The following is an 18,464-nucleotide window of genomic DNA, read 5'->3' as shown; positions in this document are numbered from 1 at the left end:
CAACCTTAGCGAGTGTTTGACAGAAGGTCGATTGTTGCTGAACTCGCTCTAACCAGCACGAATAATCGTTTTGTAAAGCCAGGCACAAGTTGTAACATGCCCGCATACATTTAGGAGACACAGAGCGCTATTAATTGGCTCTGCATTTCGCCGCTTGTGCGGACTGACGTTTGTCAGCTGACGATGGTTGTTGGCCGCTGGCGCTCCGCCCGATTCGTACAAGCAGATGCGGGGGGAATGTACAGTGTCGACCGACATGGAAAAATGGCTTAACAGACGTGGTGTATCAGTCGGTGATGTTGCGGATATCGTATTTTCGCTGCAGCGTCCTTATAATCCGGATCTCACTTACCAAGAATGTGAAGAGAGTGTGCATACGGTTCTTAATAAACGAGAGGTGCAATATGTACTGTTTACAGGCATTGCCCTCGATGAGTTAGCAGAGCGCAAACTGCTGCCTGAGCCGCTTCAAGCGATCATGGAAGCAGATGAATCCCTTTACGGGGTGGACGAAACGCTGGCTCTTGGCATTACCAACGTATATGGTATGATCGGCCTCACAAGCTTTGGGTACTTGGACAAAGTCAAGCCGGGCATCATTCGCAAATTGAATGAGAAAGGTCAACATGTGCATGTCTTTCTGGATGATCTGGTAGCCGGGCTCGCTGCTGCGGCATCTGCACGCATTGCACATCAGGATCCGAAGGCCAACCGGTACGAAATTGAGGATAGGTCGTAATCGGAACGAGCAGCACTTGGGGGTTCAAAATGGCTTCCAGCCTTGTGGCGTTGCGGTGAAAACTAAACATATGGTATCATTATGACATCATATGCCCAGATAACGTGAGTTTATATCGCGGCCAATGCGTTTACATGTACGCGCAGATGATCTTTTATCAATACTCAGGAGGTTCCTTCATGTGGACGGTTATCTACATCGCGCCGACGGCAAAAATTGCGGAGAGCATTAAAAACCGGCTGACCCAAGAAGGGTTTCTCGTAAAGATCAGACCGATTAATGTTTCCAAGCAACAGTACGAAATATTGGTCCCATCTGGCGAACTGGAAGAAGTGCAGGAAGTGTTAAATAACATTCTCAACTCGCAGCGTTAATGCCGTTTAGAGTGTGCCGAGGCGCGGGTGTAGCAAAAAACTATTGCGTACCCAAGGCGCAACGTTGTAAAATTCTAAACTGTTGCGTTCCAAGATGCGCTAGCCGGTACATCTAAAACTATTGCGTGCCAACAGCGCAACGTAGTACATCTAAAACTATTGCGTGCCAACAGCGCAACGTAGTACATCTAAAACTATTGCGTGCCAACAGCGCAACGTAGTACATCTAAAACTATTGCGCCCCCAAAGAGGTGTCTTTTGTGTTCAAGGACTTATTTCATAAAAAGAAATATGCCACAATTCCTTCGGGCCAGCCGAGAACGAAGCCGGATATTCCGGAAGGCTTAATGTCCAAATGTCCGAAGTGCGGCAATATTCAATTCAGCAAAGAAGTCGAGAAAAACTTAAAAGTATGCCCGGGCTGCGGCCATCATTTCCGGCTGAATGCTTGGGAACGAATCGCCATTACGCTCGATGAAGGGCGTTTGGTTGAATTCGATGCGGAGCTGGAGTCGGTTGATCCGCTCCCTTTCCCAGGGTATGCTACCAAGCTGGAAGCTCAGAAGAAGAGCTCCGGACTTAAAGATGCAGTTGTTACAGGAGAGGGGACGATCGGCGGATTGCCGGTCGTCGCCGCTTTCATGAGCTTTGATTTCTTTGCAGGAAGCATGGGTTCTGTCGTCGGTGAGAAAATCACGCGTGCAATTGAACAAGCCCATGCCAAGAAGCTGCCGATGCTCATCTTCTCCACATCGAGCGGCGCGCGGATGCAAGAAAGTATTCTAAGCTTGATGCAAATGGCCAAAACAAGCGCGGCACTAGCAAAGTTCCAAGGCGACGGCGGACTGTACATTTCCGTTATGACTGATCCTACAACAGGCGGCGTCTCCGCAAGCTTTGCCATGCTTGGCGACTTTAATTTGGCCGAGCCCGGTGCCCTCGTCGGTTTTGCCGGACGAGTGGTTATCGAACAGACGATTCGTCAGAAGCTGCCGGACAATTTCCAAACCGCAGAATTCAATTTGCAGCATGGACAGCTGGATAAAGTTGTTCATCGTAAAGAAATGAAAGCAACGCTAGCTAAATTGCTTGATATGCATTCGGTAAAGGGGGAAATTATCAATGGCGGGTGAGCTGCCGTTTGAGAAGCCGCTTAACGAGCTGCAGAAGAAGATCGAAGAGCTTAAGAAATTCGGCCAAGAGTCGGGCATTGATTTCAGCGATGAAATCAGCCGACTGGAGGACCGTTGTAAACAGTTGCAGGAAGAGCTGTACAATGAATTGACGCCAGCGCAGAAGATGCACTTGGCTCGTCATCATGGCCGCCCTACCTCTCTTGATTACATAGGGATGATTTTCACCGATTTCATCGAGCTTCATGGTGATCGTCTATTTGCAGATGATCTTGCTATTGTAGGAGGACTTGCTAAGCTGAACGGTGTACCGGTTACGGTAATCGGCCATCAGCGCGGTAAAGATACGAAGGACAACATTGCCCGTTTCTTCGGCAGTCCGCATCCGGAAGGATTCCGCAAAGCATTGAGACTCATGCAGCAGGCGAATAAATTCGGACGTCCTATTGTAACGTTGATCGATACGAAAGGCGCATATCCCGGGAATACGGCGGAGGAGCGCGGTCAATCCGAAGCAATCGCTCGTAATCTTCGCGAAATGGCCATGTTCGGCGTGCCGATTATTTGCGTGGTCATCGGGGAAGGCGGAAGCGGCGGAGCATTGGCACTTGGTGTCGGCAACCGTGTGCTCATGCTGGAGAATGCGATTTACTCGGTTATTTCGCCAAACGGCGCAGCATCCATTCTTTGGAAAGATGCTTCCCGTGCGGATGAAGCGGCTGCAGTAATGAGAATAACAGCAGGCGATCTGCTTGAGTTCGGTATCGTGGAAGAGGTTATCGAGGAACCTCAAGGCGGGGCGCACCGCGACTTGGCTGCGCAGTCTGAGACGATTAAAGAAGCGATCTGGCGCCATTTGGGCGAGCTGTCCAAGCTCAGTGCAGAGGAGCTTATCGAAGATCGTTACAATAAATTCCGTAAAATCGGCCAATTCCATGCTCCAGAGCCGGAAGCCGAGCTGATTTTGGACGAAATCGAATCAGCGCAAGTATAGAGAATAGTACCTTAAATGTGAACGTATCAGACGGAGGATGGAATTTACTTATGCGTAAAACGAAAATCGTATGTACGATCGGCCCATCCAGCGAATCGCTGGAAAATACAAAGAAACTAATCAATGCTGGCATGAATGTCGCTCGTCTTAACTTCTCGCACGGCGACTTTGAAGAGCACGGCAACCGAATCAAGAACATCCGTCAAGCTTGTTCCGAGCTTGGCAAGACAGTTGCGATCCTGTTGGATACGAAAGGTCCAGAAATTCGTCTCGGCAAGCTGAAAGAAGAGCCGATCGAACTTAATCAAGGCGAAACGATCACGCTGACGACAGAAGAAATTCTTGGTGACAAGAACCGCATCCCGGTAACGTATACGAACCTGCCTGCAGATGTTGAAGTGGGTTCCACAATTCTTATCGATGACGGTTTGATCGGTCTTACGGTTGAAGAAGTGCAAGGAACTGAGATTCTTTGCCGTATCGTAAACAGCGGTCCAATCAAGAGCAAGAAAGGCGTTAACGTTCCAGGCGTACATATTTCCCTGCCTGGTATTACGGAGAAGGACGCTAACGATATCGTATTCGGCATCGAGCAAGGCGTTGATTTCATTGCCGCTTCCTTCGTTCGTAAAGCGACAGATGTTCTGGAAATTCGCGAACTGCTGGAGAAGCACAATGCAAGCCACATCCAAATTATTTCGAAAATCGAGAACCAGCAAGGTGTGGACAACCTCGATGAAATTCTTGAAGTATCTGACGGCCTAATGGTTGCCCGCGGTGACCTTGGCGTTGAAATTCCGGCTGAAGAAGTACCGCTCGTTCAGAAGCAAATGATTCAGAAGTGTAACCGTGCAGGTAAACCGGTAATCACAGCTACGCAAATGCTGGATTCCATGCAGCGCAACCCGCGTCCGACTCGTGCGGAAGCAAGTGACGTAGCGAATGCGATTTTTGACGGTACAGACGCAATTATGCTTTCCGGTGAGACAGCTGCCGGTAAATATCCGGTAGAATCGGTTCAAACGATGTCCCGTATTGCAGTGCGTGCGGAGTCGGCTCTTGATTACCGTGAGATCTTCACGAAGCAAGCAAGAGCGCAACAAACGACAGTAACGGAAGCGATCAGCCAAGCAGTTGCGAACTCAGCACTTGATTTGGACGCGAAAGCGATCATTACTTCCACAGAGAGCGGATATACGGCGCGTATGGTTTCCAAATACCGTCCGAAATCGCCAATCGTGGCGGTTACTCCGCAAGAGCAAGTAATGCGTCGTCTGGCACTCATCTGGGGCATTATCCCGGTTCTGGGCACACCTGCTCAAACGACAGATGAAATGTTCGATATCGCTGTACAGGGCGGAATCAATTCCGGTATCGTGAAGCTTGGCGATACAGTAATTATTACAGCTGGTGTACCGGTTGGACGTTCCGGCTCGACGAACCTGATCAAGATCCACACAATCGGTGAAATGATTGCTAAAGGTCAAGGGATTGGCAGCCAAAGCGCTACTGGTAAAGTCGTTGTTGCACGCACACCGCAAGAAGCAATTGCGAAGACAACGGAAGGCTCCATTCTCGTAACAGTTTCCACGGACAGAGAATATATGCCTGCGATTCAGAAGGCAGCTGCAGTAATTACAGAGCAAGGCGGCATCACTAGCCACGCTGCAATCGTAGCGCTTAACCTTGGAATTCCAGTTGTGCTTGGCGTTCAGAACGCACTTGAGCTTCTGCACGACGGCTCGGAAGTAACAGTTTACGCTGAAGTTGGCGTCATCTACTCCGGTCAAGCTAAAGTAATGTAAGGCATGTTTTGCAAAATGAAGCGATGGTGCGCAAGCACCGTCGCTTTTTGGCTATACAGTGCCGGAATTTTTGAGGTAGAAACGATCGGCTGCAGCATCTAGAGGATGAAATTAGCCGGATTTTAGGGTAAAGGATTGATCAAAGCATGACAGAAGCAGATAAAGAGATCGTTCTCTGGCATTTGCATCCCCTTCGCGTTCGATATCAGGAAACGGATCAGATGGGCGTAGTGTTTCATGGGAACTATGTGACGTGGTTTGAAATTGGCCGTACGGAGCTTGTTCGGGCTCTGGGCATGACTTATGAAACGGTTGAGAAGCAGGGATTGCTTCTCCCCGTAGTCGACTTGGATTGTTCTTACGTTTCGCCGGCTCGGTATGATAACAATGTCATCATCTGTACGCGTTTGGAACAATTCTCGCCTATTCGAGTATCGTTTCGTTCAGAAATCCGCCTCGTCGAAGGCATGGGGCAAGAGCAAGGTTGGTTTAAAGGCGCTGAACCGCCAGGAAAGCTGCTTGTGCGGGGCGGTACCCGGCATGTGTGGGTAAACCGGGATTGGCGGCCTTCTAGGCTAGACAAGCTGCTTCCTGAGCTTTATGGGATGATGCAGACTGTATCAGAGGGAACGGTACCGAAAAAGGCAGAGGGAGGCAGCTAATATGTTGAAATGGATAATCGCCGCAATTATTATTATTCCCGCAATCGAGATGTGGGGCATTATCAAAATGGGCCATATCATAGGTGGCTGGTCTACCTTTGGTTTAATATTGATAACCGGCTTCGCAGGCGCTCAGCTCGCTAGAAGCGAAGGGCGCAAAGCATTTATGGATGTCCAAGCCCAAATCCAAAGCGGCAAACCACCGGGCCACGCCATGCTTAACGGCGTCTGCGTACTCATAGGCGGTCTATTGTTACTCATGCCCGGTTTCTTCACCGACATCATCGGCGTCACCCTGCTGCTCCCATTCACCCGCCCCTTCTACCGATTGCTCATGCTGCGCTGGCTAGAGAAAAAGCTCCGCAACGGATCGTTAACGATTCGAAGAAGATAAGGTGAGGTAAGGTGAGCGCGTCGAGTATTAAGAAGCGCAGCGCAAAAAATAAAAGCAGCTTGGCCAAAGGCCAAGCTGCTCATGCTGCCCGAGAAAGTCTCGATCAGCACTTATTTGTCTATACATCATGAACAAAACTTTAACGGTTGTCAGCGTGGCTATTTCATGAAAATAAGCCTTTGTGAAATTCTAGCGGTTGTGACAGACGTTATTTGCAGCAAATTGGTTTCTTCCTAGTGGTAAACGTTAAAATAAGCCCGATGGCAACCGTTAGAAAATAATAAGGGCCAATTTATGCCAAATAACCACTGTCACAACCGCTAGAGTTGGAAATGCGACAAGCATGCGCCCATCGTGGAAGTACAGAACATTAAGAAGATTGCCCTCGTGCGAAACTTAAAACCGACAAAGTATCAAACATAGGTTCTCGACGCACTGAGAAGCTTGGCCGAAGGCCAAGCTTCTTTGCCATTTTGGAGCGCCAAAACAAAAAGCGTGTCCCAAAGGGACGAAAGCGAGTACTGGGCACGAAGCAACTAAGGTGCTGCTCAGCGGCTCCATCCGCCAACCTTCCGGGTGTCCAGAGGGACGGGTCCCTCGGGGTCCCCCTTCTAGGGGAATTTAGGGGGGCTTTAAAGGATGCTCCCCCTACTTCGGCTTCGGCCCACGCACCACAAACCAATACAAATCCCGAAACACATTTGCTCTATGTATAGCCGTCAAGATAACAAGTGACACCGGTCCAATAATTAATCCGAGAACGCCGAACAGTTTGAGGCCGACAAACATCGCGATAAGAGTTGGCAGCGGATCAAGGCCAACGCTGCTTGCAAGCACTTTCGGCTCTAGAGTCTGCCTTGCGACGAGGATAACCCCGTAGAGAATCGACAAGCCGATGCCGAGCGATACATCGCCATAGATAAACGTGTAGGCGATCCAAGGGACCATCGCTGCACCGACGCCGAGATAAGGGAGCAAATCGACGAGCCCAATCAGCATCCCGATCGTAACGGCATAATCAACGCGAAGGATGAGTAATCCGATGGTGACAACGATAGCGGTAATGGAAATCATAATAAACTGAGCGCGCAGGTAGCCAAACAACGCTTTTTGCAAATCAGCCCACACGACAGAGGTGGATTTGCGGATTTCTGTAGGAAACCACTGTGCCAATCGTTTAACATGCAGATACCAATCTTTTCCGATAAAGAAAGCCGCAAGCAAAACTACAATCATTATCGTTGCAACATTCGGCAACGAAGTGATGATGCTAACGATCCCGTTTAAGAAATAGGTTATAATATTGGTACTCGTTTGCGCCAATAAATTAGCCGTATCGTTAATCTTTGAATTAATCGTTTCTTGATAATTCGGATTATCTTGGTAGAAGGTGTTCAGTTTCTCGATAATGTTTTGAATCTCAGGGGAGGCAACAACAATTTCGAATTGATCGCGCCACCAATCAATGGAGCTGCTAAGCGATTTGGACAGATGGATAATCTCCACGACGATCCGCGTCACTAGGGCAGATACTATCGTAACCATCGCAATCACGAACAGGATGAGTGTGATCGATACGCCGAGCCATCGAGGAATTTTGAGCTTGGTTTGCAATAAATTAATAATGGGATTTATGGCATAAGCAAGCAGCCATCCCAGCAGAAACGGATAAACGAGTGGAGTTACATATACGATGGTAAGCACGAATGCTACAAATCCGGCGATGAGCAGAAATGTGCGCCAGATACGCTTCCATATGACACGGTCCATACAGCGATCACTCCTTCAAAATTCGAAACAGGAAAAATGTTCCCCTTCTTATTGTATAATTGTAGCATAGGCGATATTTCGATGTTTATCAAAAAAAAATTAGACGTAAAGGCTCGTCTTTACATCCCATTAACAATAGTTTAATAAGGAACAAACAATCAAACTACATAATTGGGATAATCGACAAGCAGGAGGATCTCGGAATGAACAAAACGATATCACCATATGTAAACCGCGACTTAAGCTGGGTCGAATTTAATCGAAGAGTGCTGGAGGAGGCGCAGGATCCCGATAATCCGCTGCTCGAGCGGGCCAAATTTCTAGCGATCGTCTCAAGCAATTTGGATGAATTTATGAGTGTGCGCGTCGCAGGCATTCAAGATCAAATGAAAGCAGGCTATACGAAGCGGGATTTCACAGGCTACACGCCTGCAGGTTTATGGAAACGATTGATGAAACGTACCAATCAAATGGTAGCGGATCAGTACCGAACGTTCAGAGAAGTAATGCGCGGGTTAGCCAAGGAAGGCATCTGCTTCCGGCCCATCGAAGAGTTAAATGCACAACAGCTCAAGGCTGTAGATGAATATTTTCACGAAATTGTGTTTCCCGTACTGACTCCGATGGCGGTTGACCAGAGTCGTCCGTTCCCGCTGCTGCATACGAAGGAGCTTTATTTGTCCGTTATTTTGGGAAGAGAGAGTATGCCGGAGGAAGAAGAACCTTTATTTGCGATCGTCCAAGTGCCTTCGATCCTGCAGCGTTTTATTTCGGTGCCGGGAAGGATTAACAGTAAGAAAAACGAGTTTGTGCTGCTTGAAGAACTGATCGAACGACACATCAACACGTTATTTAACGGTTATACGACGATTGCGGTGGATCCGTTTCGTTTAACGCGCAATGCGGATCTCACGCTGAACGAAGAAGGTGCTGAAGATCTGCTCGAGGAGATTGAGAAGGAGCTTCGACGCCGCAGATGGGGACTTCCGGTTCGATTGGAGTATGGGAAGGGTATACACCCTTATGCACTTCAAATGCTGAAGGAAGAGCTTGAGCAGGGAGAAAATGTGTTTGAAATCGACGGTCCGCTCGATCTCAGCTTTCTGATGCGTTTTGCCAACTCATTGCCGAATTATGAATCGCTGTTGTTTGAACGTATTGAGCCGGTTTACCCGCAAGAATTCGAACAATCGGATGATATGTTCGCAATTATTCGGCAGGAAGATGTGCTTCTTTATCATCCCTATGAGTCGTTTGAGGCGGTTAGTGATTTTGTGACTGAGGCTGCAGAGGACCCGGATGTCCTTGCCATCAAAATGACGTTATACCGTGTCAGCGGTCAATCCGCACTTGTGCAGGCACTTGCTATGGCGGCAGAGTCTGGCAAACAGGTTACAGTTGTAGTTGAGCTTAAGGCGCGGTTTGACGAAGAACGAAATATCGCTTGGGCGAGGCAGCTTGAGAAAGCGGGCTGTCATGTCGTATACGGCCTTGTCGGATTGAAGACACATGCCAAGATTACGCTCGTGGTACGCAGGGAGCAGGGCATGCTCCGTCGATATGTGCACGTCGGAACAGGCAACTACAATGACAGTACGGCCAAACTGTACACAGATATCGGACTGTTTACGTCACATCCGATTATCGGAGCCGATGCATCGGCGTTGTTTAACGAGGTGACGGGTTATTCGTCTCCTTACGAGTGGAAAGCGTTCGGCGTCGCTCCGTCTGACCTGAAGGAGAAGCTGTTCGGCTTAATTGAACGCGAGATCGCCCATGCTGCGGCAGGCAAACCCGCTCATATCATTGCAAAAATGAACAGCCTATCGCATCAAGAAATGATCGATAAGCTGTATGAGGCGTCGCAGGCAGGTGTGAAGATTGAGCTGATTATCCGCGGTGTATGCTGCTTAAGACCTGGCGTTCCAGGCCAAAGCAGCAATATCCGAGTGATTAGTATCGTGGATCGATTCTTAGAGCATTCGCGTATCATTTATTTCCATAACGGAGGCGAAGAGGAGCTGTACTTGTCCAGTGCGGACTGGATGACGCGCAACTTAACCCGCCGAATTGAATTGATGTGTCCTGTTTTTGATGCGAGGTTACGCAAAAATCTATTTAATGTGCTTCGACTTAACTTGGATGATAACAAGAAGGCACGCGAGCTTCTGTCAAGCGGAAACTATGAGCCTGTTCAGAATGATCTTCCGGTTCTGCGGAGTCAATTTCAAGCGAAAAATATCCGCAGATGGAAGACTTATCGGTAATCCGGCGTATGGAGTACGGGACTTAGTCCCCATACCTTCTTGAAGTCGCCTGCAAGCGCGTCGACTTCTTTCCGTTCAACGGAAAGCATGCCTTCGGCACGAATCGCGCGCAGATGAAGCTTCCCGCCGGCAATTTCGATATGGAGCTTGCCAATGGCTTGGGTTTCACTGCGATCGAGCGCAATGGCCAGCTGAAGCAAGGTGCCCAGCTGGCAAATGTGGTTGATATCTTCTTCGCCGAGCATCGGTTTATAGGCTGCAGCAATTTGCTTGACACGATTCTTTCCTTTGAAAGAAGCAATTGATGCACATATAAGCAGCTCTAAGTGCGACAGACCGTTAATATGTGAATTGATCATAAGGTAAAAGGTATGCTTGCGATAATCATAGTAATCGATACTGGCTCCGATTCGGTGAAGAATCGAGGCAACATCGATCAACTGCTTGGCTTGGATCGGATTTCGTACCTGCGATTGCAGCGCATCCATCAGGCTGAGCACGATGCGATTCACTTGAGAGGTATGCTGCATTGGCGCTTCGGGATGCAAGGCAGCCAAATTGTTGACGCTGTACGTGAGGACATCATCGAGCCTTGGCCGCTCGGGGAAGCGAGTAGCGTAGAACAGACCGTCGCGCAGACCTGCCCCGCAAACGATGTAGTGCGAGGCGCCAATGAGTCGATAAATCGTACGCAGAACAGCGATGCCAGGGACGATGATATCCACCCGGTCTTTTGATAGGCCTGGGATTTTACTGCGCTTATCGAGTGGTTCTTTGCGCAGCAGTTCAAATAATCCATCCGTCGACTGGGCCATTAGCGGGTAGTTGTTAGTGCTTTCGAACGGGTACTTGGTGTGGGCCTGATGTACCTTTCCAAGAGCTCGCACAGTACCTCCAACTCCGATTAGAGGGAGTCCAGGGGTTAATTTTAGCCAGTTTTCTCGTTCAACCCAATCGGTCACATGTTGCTCCAACTCGCGCAGCTGCTGGTCTGATAACAGGCCTCCCTTGGCAAAACGACGAGTCATGCTGACGCAGCCAAACGGGAATGAGACAGCTCGAACAAGGGTGCGGTCCTTAAATAGCGATACCTCAGTGCTTCCGCCTCCGATGTCGATGAGGAAGCCGTCTTGGATATCCATGGAATTAATCATGCCGAGAAAACCGTATCCGGCTTCTTCTTCTCCTGAAAGCAGTTCAATGGGAAGACCTGTTTTTGCCTCGATTTGGTGCAGCACTTCACTTCGGTTAGACGCGTTGCGAATGGCCGCTGTTGCGACGGCACGAATTAGTCCTGTCCGATGATGCGCACAAATGAGTCGAAAGTGATTAATCATATCTACAAGCTCGTCGATTGTGCCGGAAGGCAATGCGCCCTCGTCATCTAATTGTTCGCTGAGACGGGCTGCACGTTTACTTCCATCGATTACGCGATGAGCGCCGCCGGAAGTCCGTTCATAAATGACAAGTCGGATCGAGTTGGAGCCAATGTCGATGATGCCAATGCGCTGTTCCGTCATAAGTAAGCCCCTTTCGTCGTCACTGCAAGTCCTATTTCTATTATCACATCTTACCATTTGAAGAGCAGCGCAATAAAGTGCTCATTAGTAAGGGTAAAAGCATAGGAATTTGGGAAAAATCATTGCAGGAAAGGTGAAGAAAAAACCTTTATGGTGCCGATAAATCAATTTTATGTCCGATTTTGTTCACTTCGCGGTCAAAATCCGATATGATTAAGACGACGATACGGAACTCGAATCCAATTATTGTTAATTGCTACTCCATTATTTAAATAAAAAGAGGTCAAAGGAGAGAGAAACATGACAGCAACCAAAGGTCTAGAAGGCATCGTCGCAACGACATCCTCGATCAGCTCGATCATCGATGGCGTACTGACATATCGCGGAATCGACATCGATGATCTTGCGGAGCACGCTTCTTTTGAAGAAGTGGCTTACTTACTCTGGTACGGCAAGCTGCCAAACCAATCCGAACTGGACGAGTTGCTTGGACAACTTAGCGAGTACGCGGTTGTACCGGCAGGGGTGCTGGAACAAATGAAGCTCTACCCTAAAAATACAAATTCGATGGCGGCTCTTCGTACAGCGGTTTCAAGTCTTGCCCTGTTTGACGAATCGGCTAATGATATGTCGCAAGAGGCGAATATCAAGAAAGCCATCAAGATCCAAGCTCAAATCCCTACGCTGGTTGCGGCATTTGGGCGCATCCGTCAAGGTCAAGAGCCAGTAGCACCGAAGAGCGGCGTATCCATTGCTTACAACTTCCTCTACATGCTAACAGGACAAGAGCCGGATCAAGTAGCTGTTAAAGCACTGGATCAAGCGCTTGTATTGCATGCAGACCACGAGCTTAACGCATCGACGTTCGCTGCACGTGTTACGGTTGCAACGCTGTCGGATATCTATTCCGGCGTAACATCAGCAATCGGTGCTTTGAAAGGTCCTCTTCATGGCGGTGCTAACGAAGCCGTAATGGTTATGCTTGAAGAGATCGGCTCTTTCGCGAATGTAGAATCCTATATCAACGCGAAGCTTGCGAACAAAGAGAAAATCATGGGCTTTGGACACCGCGTTTACAAAGGCGGCGATCCACGCGCGAAGCATCTTCAGAAGATGTCCCGTGAGCTTGGCAAACTGACAGGCAACATGGAGCTGTACGAAATGTCTGTTAAGATCGAAGAGCTTGTAACCGGACAAAAGGGCTTGAAGCCAAACGTTGACTTCTACTCCGCATCGGTTTACACGACGCTTGAAATTCCGCGTGACCTCTTCACACCGATCTTTGCCATCAGTCGTGCATCCGGATGGACAGCGCACATTCTTGAGCAATACGAGAATAACCGCCTGATCCGCCCTCGTGCTGAGTACACAGGACCGGTTGACCAAAAGGTAACGCCAATCACACAACGTTAAGAATATGAAGCTGTTAAGAGCGCCAGCAGGCCAACGCCTGATGGCGCCTTGCATGCGGGCGGGGTGCTGGTGCACGACCATTAGGTTGTGGAGCCGGCTCCCGTCATGTTATGTTTACCGAGTTATTCATTAATCAAGCGTGCGCATCGAGTCATGCACTCGAGGAGCAACGCATAATCTTAGGAGGAATTCATTCATGCAACTCGAAAAGTTCGCACTACCAACTGAAGGCGACAAAATTACAATCGATAACGGTGTACTTAACGTTCCTAACAACCCAATCATTCCTTTCATCGAAGGCGACGGCACAGGCCGTGATATCTGGAAAGCGTCCAAGCGTGTTCTGGATGCAGCTGTTGAGAAAGCATACGGCGGCGAGAAGAAAATTGCATGGTACGAAGTATTTGCCGGCGAGAAAGCATTCAACGCTTACGGCGAGTGGCTTCCAGCTGACACGCTGACTGCAATCCGCGAATACATCGTAGCGATCAAAGGACCACTGACTACGCCAATCGGCGGCGGTATCCGTTCCCTGAACGTAGCACTTCGTCAAGAGCTTGACCTGTATGTATGTTTGCGTCCTGTTCGTTACTTCGACGGCGTACCTTCCCCGGTTAAACGTCCTGAGCTTGTAAACATGGTTATCTTCCGTGAAAACACAGAGGATATCTATGCAGGTATCGAGTACCAAGAAGGCTCCGCAGAAGTGAAGAAAGTGATTTCCTTCTTGCAAAACGAAATGGGCGTTAACAAAATCCGTTTCCCTGAAACATCGGGTATCGGTATTAAACCGGTTTCCGCTGAAGGTTCCAAACGTCTTGCACGTGCTGCGATCGAATACGCGCTGAAACATGGCCGTAAAACGCTGACACTTGTTCATAAAGGCAACATCATGAAATTTACAGAGGGCGCGTTCAAGAACTGGGGCTACGAAGTGGCTGAGCAAGAGTTCGCAGAACAAACTTTCACTTGGGGTCAATACGACCGCATTAAAGAAGCAGAAGGCACTGACGCTGCTAACAAAGCACAAAAAGACGCAGAAGCAGCTGGCAAGCTGATCGTGAAAGACGCAATTGCAGACATCGCATTGCAACAAGTTCTTACACGTCCTACAGACTTCGACGTGATCGCTACGCTTAACCTGAACGGTGACTACCTGTCTGATGCACTGGCAGCACAAGTTGGCGGTATCGGTATCGCTCCGGGCGCTAACATCAACTACCTGACTGGACATGCAATCTTCGAAGCAACTCACGGTACAGCTCCTAAGTACGCTGACCTTGATGTAGTAAACCCAGGTTCGGTAATCCTCTCCGGCGTTATGCTTCTTGAGCACCTTGGCTGGCAAGAGGCTGCTGATTCCATCTACAAAGGTCTGGAAACAGCAATCAACAACAAAACCGTTACGTATGACTTTGCACGTCTGATGGAAGGCGCAACAGAAGTTAAATGTTCCGCATTCGCTGACGAAATCATCAAAAACCTGTAATTCACAGCATACCCTTGGGGTCCTTCTCATCATGAGGAGGGCCCCAAGAACTTATCCTTTGGAATCCCAGCCGGCTATTGACGGATTTAGACAGGCGTATATCACATTTGTTTAAGGGAGGCCGTTTGTAATGGCGATTAAACGTAATAAAATTACAGTTGTAGGCGCTGGTTTCACTGGGGCTACAACAGCGTTGATGCTTGCACAGAAAGAGCTTGGCGATGTTGTGTTGGTCGATATCCCGCAGCTTGAGAACCCGACTAAAGGCAAGGCGCTGGACATGTTGGAATCGACGCCGGTTCTAGGCATCGACTCCAAAATAACAGGTACTTCCGACTATGCAGAAACAGCTGGTTCATCTGTAGTCATCATTACTGCTGGAATCGCTCGTAAACCGGGCATGAGCCGCGACGACTTGGTAAACACCAATGCCGGCATCGTGAAATCGGTTTGCGAAAACATTAAAACGACCAGTCCGGATGCGTATGTGATTATTCTTTCGAATCCGGTTGATGCGATGACTTACGCGGCATACAACACGCTTGGCTTCCCTAAGAACCGAGTTATCGGCCAATCCGGCGTACTCGATACAGCACGGTACTGCACGTTCATTGCACAAGAGCTGAACGTATCCACGGAAGATGTTCGCGGATTCGTACTTGGCGGCCATGGCGATGATATGGTACCGCTCGTTCGTTACTCGAACGTAGGCGGTATTCCAATTGAGAAGCTGATTCCGGCTGATCGCATTGAAGCCATTGTGCAGCGTGCACGTGTTGGCGGCGGCGAAATCGTAAATTTGCTGGGTAACGGCTCCGCATACTATGCTCCCGCTGCATCGCTCGTTCAGATGACAGAAGCGATACTGAAGGACAAGAAACGCATCCTGCCGGTTATCGCACTGCTTGAAGGGGAATACGGCTACAACGACCTATTCATGGGCGTCCCGGTTATTCTGGGCGGTGACGGCATCGAGAAAGTATTCGAGCTGGAGCTTACCGAAGATGAGAAAGCGGCTCTTGAGAAGTCCGCTAACTCCGTTCGCAATGTGATCTCGGTTGTGAACGGCTAATAGAGCAAGACACAGCTCATGAAGCACATGAGACCCTGACAGATTCTTCGTCAGGGTTTTGCTGTTTTTAATTTTAAGAAGGAGGTGGCTGCCCATGCATACTGAAGCACAGCAGATGCTGAAGCAAGTTTATGGATACGACAGCTTCCGCAAAGGACAAAGCGATATCATCGAAGGCGTATTGGCGGGTAAAGATACGCTCGCCATTCTGCCGACCGGCGGCGGGAAGTCGATCTGTTACCAGCTTCCGGCCATGCTGCTGCCTGGGACGACGATTGTGGTCTCACCCCTCATCTCGTTAATGAAGGACCAAGTGGACGCTTTAAACCGCTTAGGGGTACCCGCAGCCTATTTAAACAGCTCATTAGATGCAGCTGCTTATCGAGACGTTGTGAGGCAGACTGCAGAAGGCGTGTACAAGCTGCTCTATGTCGCACCTGAACGACTGGACAGCAACATGTTCGATTCCTTGTCGAGTCAGATGCATATCCCGCTTATCGCGATCGATGAGGCCCACTGTGTGTCCCAATGGGGACATGATTTCCGTCCGAGCTACCGTCAGCTTGCAGGCTGGATCGGGAGGCTGGAGAATCGGCCGCCGGTTGCGGCTTTCACAGCAACGGCGACACCGGAAGTTGCAGATGACATCGCGGCGATGCTTGGACTACGCAAGCCGAATATTTTCATAACCGGATTTGCACGGACCAACTTAACGCTCTCCGTTGTAACGGGAACGGATAAACGGAAATTTCTTCGCGACTTCGTTTCTCAGCGGCCTGATCAATCGGGCATAGTCTACACGGCAACGCGTAAGGAAGCCGAGGAAGTGAGCGAGGATTTGAGCCGGCTCGGGATTGCGGTAGGGAAGTACCACGGCGGTTTAGTCGATGATGAACGTGCGGATGCACAGGAGAAATTCAGATTTGACGATTATCGGGTTATGGTTGCGACGAATGCGTTTGGTATGGGGATCGACAAGCCGAATGTTCGGTATGTTGTTCACTATCAGATGCCAGGCGATGTCGAATCGTATTATCAGGAAGCGGGACGTGCAGGCCGTGACGGGGAAGAAAGTGATTGTGTCCTCTTATTCGAACCTCAGGACGTACAGGTACAGCGGTTTCTGATAGACAGGAGCACCGGAGATCCGGAGCGGAAGACCGTTCAGCTAAATAAGCTCTATACGATGATGCACTACAGCAGGTCGGAGAAATGTTTGCTGCAGTATATCGTGAAATATTTTGGCGAGTCGGATGTACCGGAATGTGGAAAATGCAGCAACTGTTTGGATCAGAGTGCACTCATTGATACAACCGAGGATGCGCGCAAGGCGTTGTCTTGTGTGGGGAGGCTGAAGGGCAGATTCGGGATCTCACTTGCGGCAAAAGTACTGAAAGGCTCAAGAGAGAAACGGATCCTTGAGTTTGGTTTAGACCGCTTGTCCACGTATGGACTCATGAGGAGCTGGGCTGAGAAAGAGATTACAGATTTGTTGTACTGGCTTGTAGCAGAAGGGTATTTGCGAATCAGCGAAGGGGAATATCCGACGGTTTCGCTCACAGCCGAGGCTCTTCCTGTACTCGAAGGGAAAGTGACGGTTCAGCGCAGACAAAGTGCAGCGGCCAAAAGAAGAGCCTCCGAGAGCACTTCGGTTACATCCGCGAACACGCCGCTGTTCGAAGCGCTTCGGGAATGGCGCCGGGTTACGGCGGCCAGAGAGCATGTTCCGCCGTTTATGCTGTTTTTTGATGCGGCGCTTCGTGAAATTGCGGATCGACAGCCTGTGAATACCGAGCAGCTGCTTGGCGTGAAAGGCATCGGGGCTGCCAAGGCGAACAAATACGGCAGCGAAGTGATAGCAATCGTAAGAGCGTTTAAAGGCGACGTAGCGGCGGAGACAGGCAGTGTTCCTTACCAACAGCCACAAGAGAAGTCGGACTCGTCAGCGCCTCGTATAGAGCGTGAGAAGCCCTCTGAAGCGCTAACTGGTGCTCTGCAAGCGGAGCTGGAGGGTTTATCGAGCCACATGCAGTCGTTGACGCTGCTTGGCATGGGTCATTCGATCGCTGACATCGCATCGATACGCGGTATGGGTCGAGTGACGATAGAGAATCATTTGCTGCGGTGTGCGCAGGAGGGCGAGGAGCTGGACTGGGATGCTTTTATTCCGCAGCAGTATGAAGCTCAGATTGTGGAAGCGATCACTCAAGTTGGGGCAGATAAGCTCAAGCCCATCAAAGAAGCGCTTCCGGATGATGTCGAATATTTTGCGATCAAAGCCGTTATGGTGAAGCATCGATTGTCGCCTGCCGCTGAATAAATGGGTTTCTTTGAATTGCCGCGCTGATTTTAGTATACTTGTAAAGATTATAATACAATTTAGGAGGACGTACGGATGTTGAATTTCATGTTGTTTTTGCACGTGCTCGGTGCAGCCGGAATGGGGTTTTACCTCGTTTTGCCGCTGATGGTCGGACGCGCATCCAAGCTTGACGGCGCCGGACAAGCAGGCCTTGCTGAAGGTCTTGTTTCCGCAAACCGAATTGCCCAATATTTTCTCGTCCTGCAGCTGCTGACAGGCGGTTACTTGATGTCGCAAGGTGAGTATAAAGTAATTTGGATGATTATTGTTACGCTGCTGTTCCTAGCAATTGCCGCACTGGGGGGAATTGTGACGAAACCGCTGAAGCGGATTGCAGCTGAGATTCAGAGCGGTCAAAGTGCTACGGCTCATATTGGTAAAGCTCGTGTGCTGAGCCTGATCATTCTAGTCATTTATGTTGTAATTCTTTACTTCATGAAGTATCCGATTATCAAAACGATGTAAGTAAC

Annotated in this window: 15 protein-coding genes; 13 read left to right on the top strand and 2 right to left on the bottom strand. The window is 49.3% G+C overall.

What is annotated here, in order from left to right:
• Positions 1–244 precede the first annotated feature (244 nt).
• The 7 genes from AC506A_RS11125 (at position 245) to AC506A_RS11095 (ending at position 6,101) form a co-directional block, all read left to right on the top strand.
• Positions 245–739, top strand: coding sequence for a phosphatidylglycerophosphatase A family protein (locus AC506A_RS11125; protein WP_495461081.1), 495 nt, complete (start codon positions 245–247; stop codon positions 737–739).
• A gap of 179 nt (positions 740–918) precedes the next feature.
• The gene (locus AC506A_RS11120) at positions 919–1,113 is read left to right on the top strand and encodes a glutamate decarboxylase (protein ID WP_090981787.1); all 195 of its coding nucleotides are present in this window, start codon (positions 919–921) and stop codon (positions 1,111–1,113) included.
• A 260-nt stretch (positions 1,114–1,373) separates the two neighbouring features.
• The gene (gene accD / locus AC506A_RS11115) at positions 1,374–2,246 is read left to right on the top strand and encodes an acetyl-CoA carboxylase, carboxyltransferase subunit beta (protein ID WP_495461080.1); all 873 of its coding nucleotides are present in this window, start codon (positions 1,374–1,376) and stop codon (positions 2,244–2,246) included.
• Positions 2,236–3,240 (top strand): acetyl-CoA carboxylase carboxyltransferase subunit alpha, encoded by a 1,005-nt coding sequence (locus tag AC506A_RS11110; protein ID WP_495461079.1) that lies wholly within the window; start codon positions 2,236–2,238, stop codon positions 3,238–3,240. The genes accD and AC506A_RS11110 overlap by 11 nt, the downstream gene beginning before the upstream one ends.
• Before the next feature lie 50 nt (positions 3,241–3,290).
• A complete protein-coding gene (pyk, locus tag AC506A_RS11105; RefSeq protein ID WP_495461078.1) occupies positions 3,291–5,045 on the top strand; it encodes a pyruvate kinase in 1,755 nt (584 codons plus the stop codon).
• A 146-nt stretch (positions 5,046–5,191) separates the two neighbouring features.
• Positions 5,192–5,707, top strand: coding sequence for an acyl-CoA thioesterase (locus tag AC506A_RS11100; RefSeq protein ID WP_495461077.1), 516 nt, complete (start codon positions 5,192–5,194; stop codon positions 5,705–5,707).
• Position 5,708: 1 nt separating this feature from the next.
• The gene (locus AC506A_RS11095) at positions 5,709–6,101 is read left to right on the top strand and encodes an FxsA family protein (protein WP_495461076.1); all 393 of its coding nucleotides are present in this window, start codon (positions 5,709–5,711) and stop codon (positions 6,099–6,101) included.
• A gap of 648 nt (positions 6,102–6,749) precedes the next feature.
• Here the strand turns inward: AC506A_RS11095 and ytvI are convergent.
• Positions 6,750–7,871 carry a sporulation integral membrane protein YtvI gene (ytvI, locus tag AC506A_RS11090; protein WP_495461075.1) on the bottom strand — a complete coding sequence of 374 codons (1,122 nt, stop codon included), beginning with the start codon at positions 7,869–7,871 and terminating at the stop codon, positions 6,750–6,752.
• 203 nt (positions 7,872–8,074) lie between these two features.
• On the opposite strand from ytvI, the gene ppk1 reads away from it, so the two are divergent.
• The gene (gene ppk1 / locus AC506A_RS11085) at positions 8,075–10,138 is read left to right on the top strand and encodes a polyphosphate kinase 1 (protein WP_495461074.1); all 2,064 of its coding nucleotides are present in this window, start codon (positions 8,075–8,077) and stop codon (positions 10,136–10,138) included.
• Here ppk1 and AC506A_RS11080 read toward each other — a convergent pair.
• On the bottom strand, positions 10,129–11,658 hold the full coding sequence (locus AC506A_RS11080) for a Ppx/GppA phosphatase family protein (RefSeq protein WP_495461073.1): 1,530 nt from the start codon (positions 11,656–11,658) through the stop codon (positions 10,129–10,131). The two genes, ppk1 and AC506A_RS11080, sit on opposite strands and share 10 nt — an antisense overlap.
• 300 nt (positions 11,659–11,958) lie before the next feature.
• On the opposite strand from AC506A_RS11080, the gene citZ reads away from it, so the two are divergent.
• From citZ to AC506A_RS11055, 5 genes are all read left to right on the top strand, one after another.
• Entirely contained in the window at positions 11,959–13,071 is a 1,113-nt protein-coding gene (gene citZ / locus AC506A_RS11075; RefSeq protein WP_495461072.1) for a citrate synthase, read from the top strand.
• A 196-nt stretch (positions 13,072–13,267) separates the two neighbouring features.
• On the top strand, positions 13,268–14,560 hold the full coding sequence (icd, locus tag AC506A_RS11070; RefSeq protein ID WP_495461071.1) for an NADP-dependent isocitrate dehydrogenase: 1,293 nt from the start codon (positions 13,268–13,270) through the stop codon (positions 14,558–14,560).
• 130 nt (positions 14,561–14,690) lie between these two features.
• Positions 14,691–15,632, top strand: a complete 942-nt coding sequence (mdh, locus tag AC506A_RS11065) for a malate dehydrogenase (RefSeq protein ID WP_495461070.1) — start codon at positions 14,691–14,693, stop codon at positions 15,630–15,632.
• A 94-nt stretch (positions 15,633–15,726) separates the two neighbouring features.
• Entirely contained in the window at positions 15,727–17,952 is a 2,226-nt protein-coding gene (gene recQ / locus AC506A_RS11060; protein WP_495461069.1) for a DNA helicase RecQ, read from the top strand.
• A gap of 75 nt (positions 17,953–18,027) precedes the next feature.
• Entirely contained in the window at positions 18,028–18,459 is a 432-nt protein-coding gene (locus tag AC506A_RS11055; protein ID WP_494818537.1) for a hypothetical protein, read from the top strand.
• Positions 18,460–18,464 lie beyond the last annotated feature (5 nt).

This window comes from Paenibacillus sp. N22P23, from assembly GCF_059383735.1.
The sequence above is the reverse complement of the archived record's forward strand: the minus strand, read 5'-3'. Positions and strand labels throughout refer to the sequence as shown.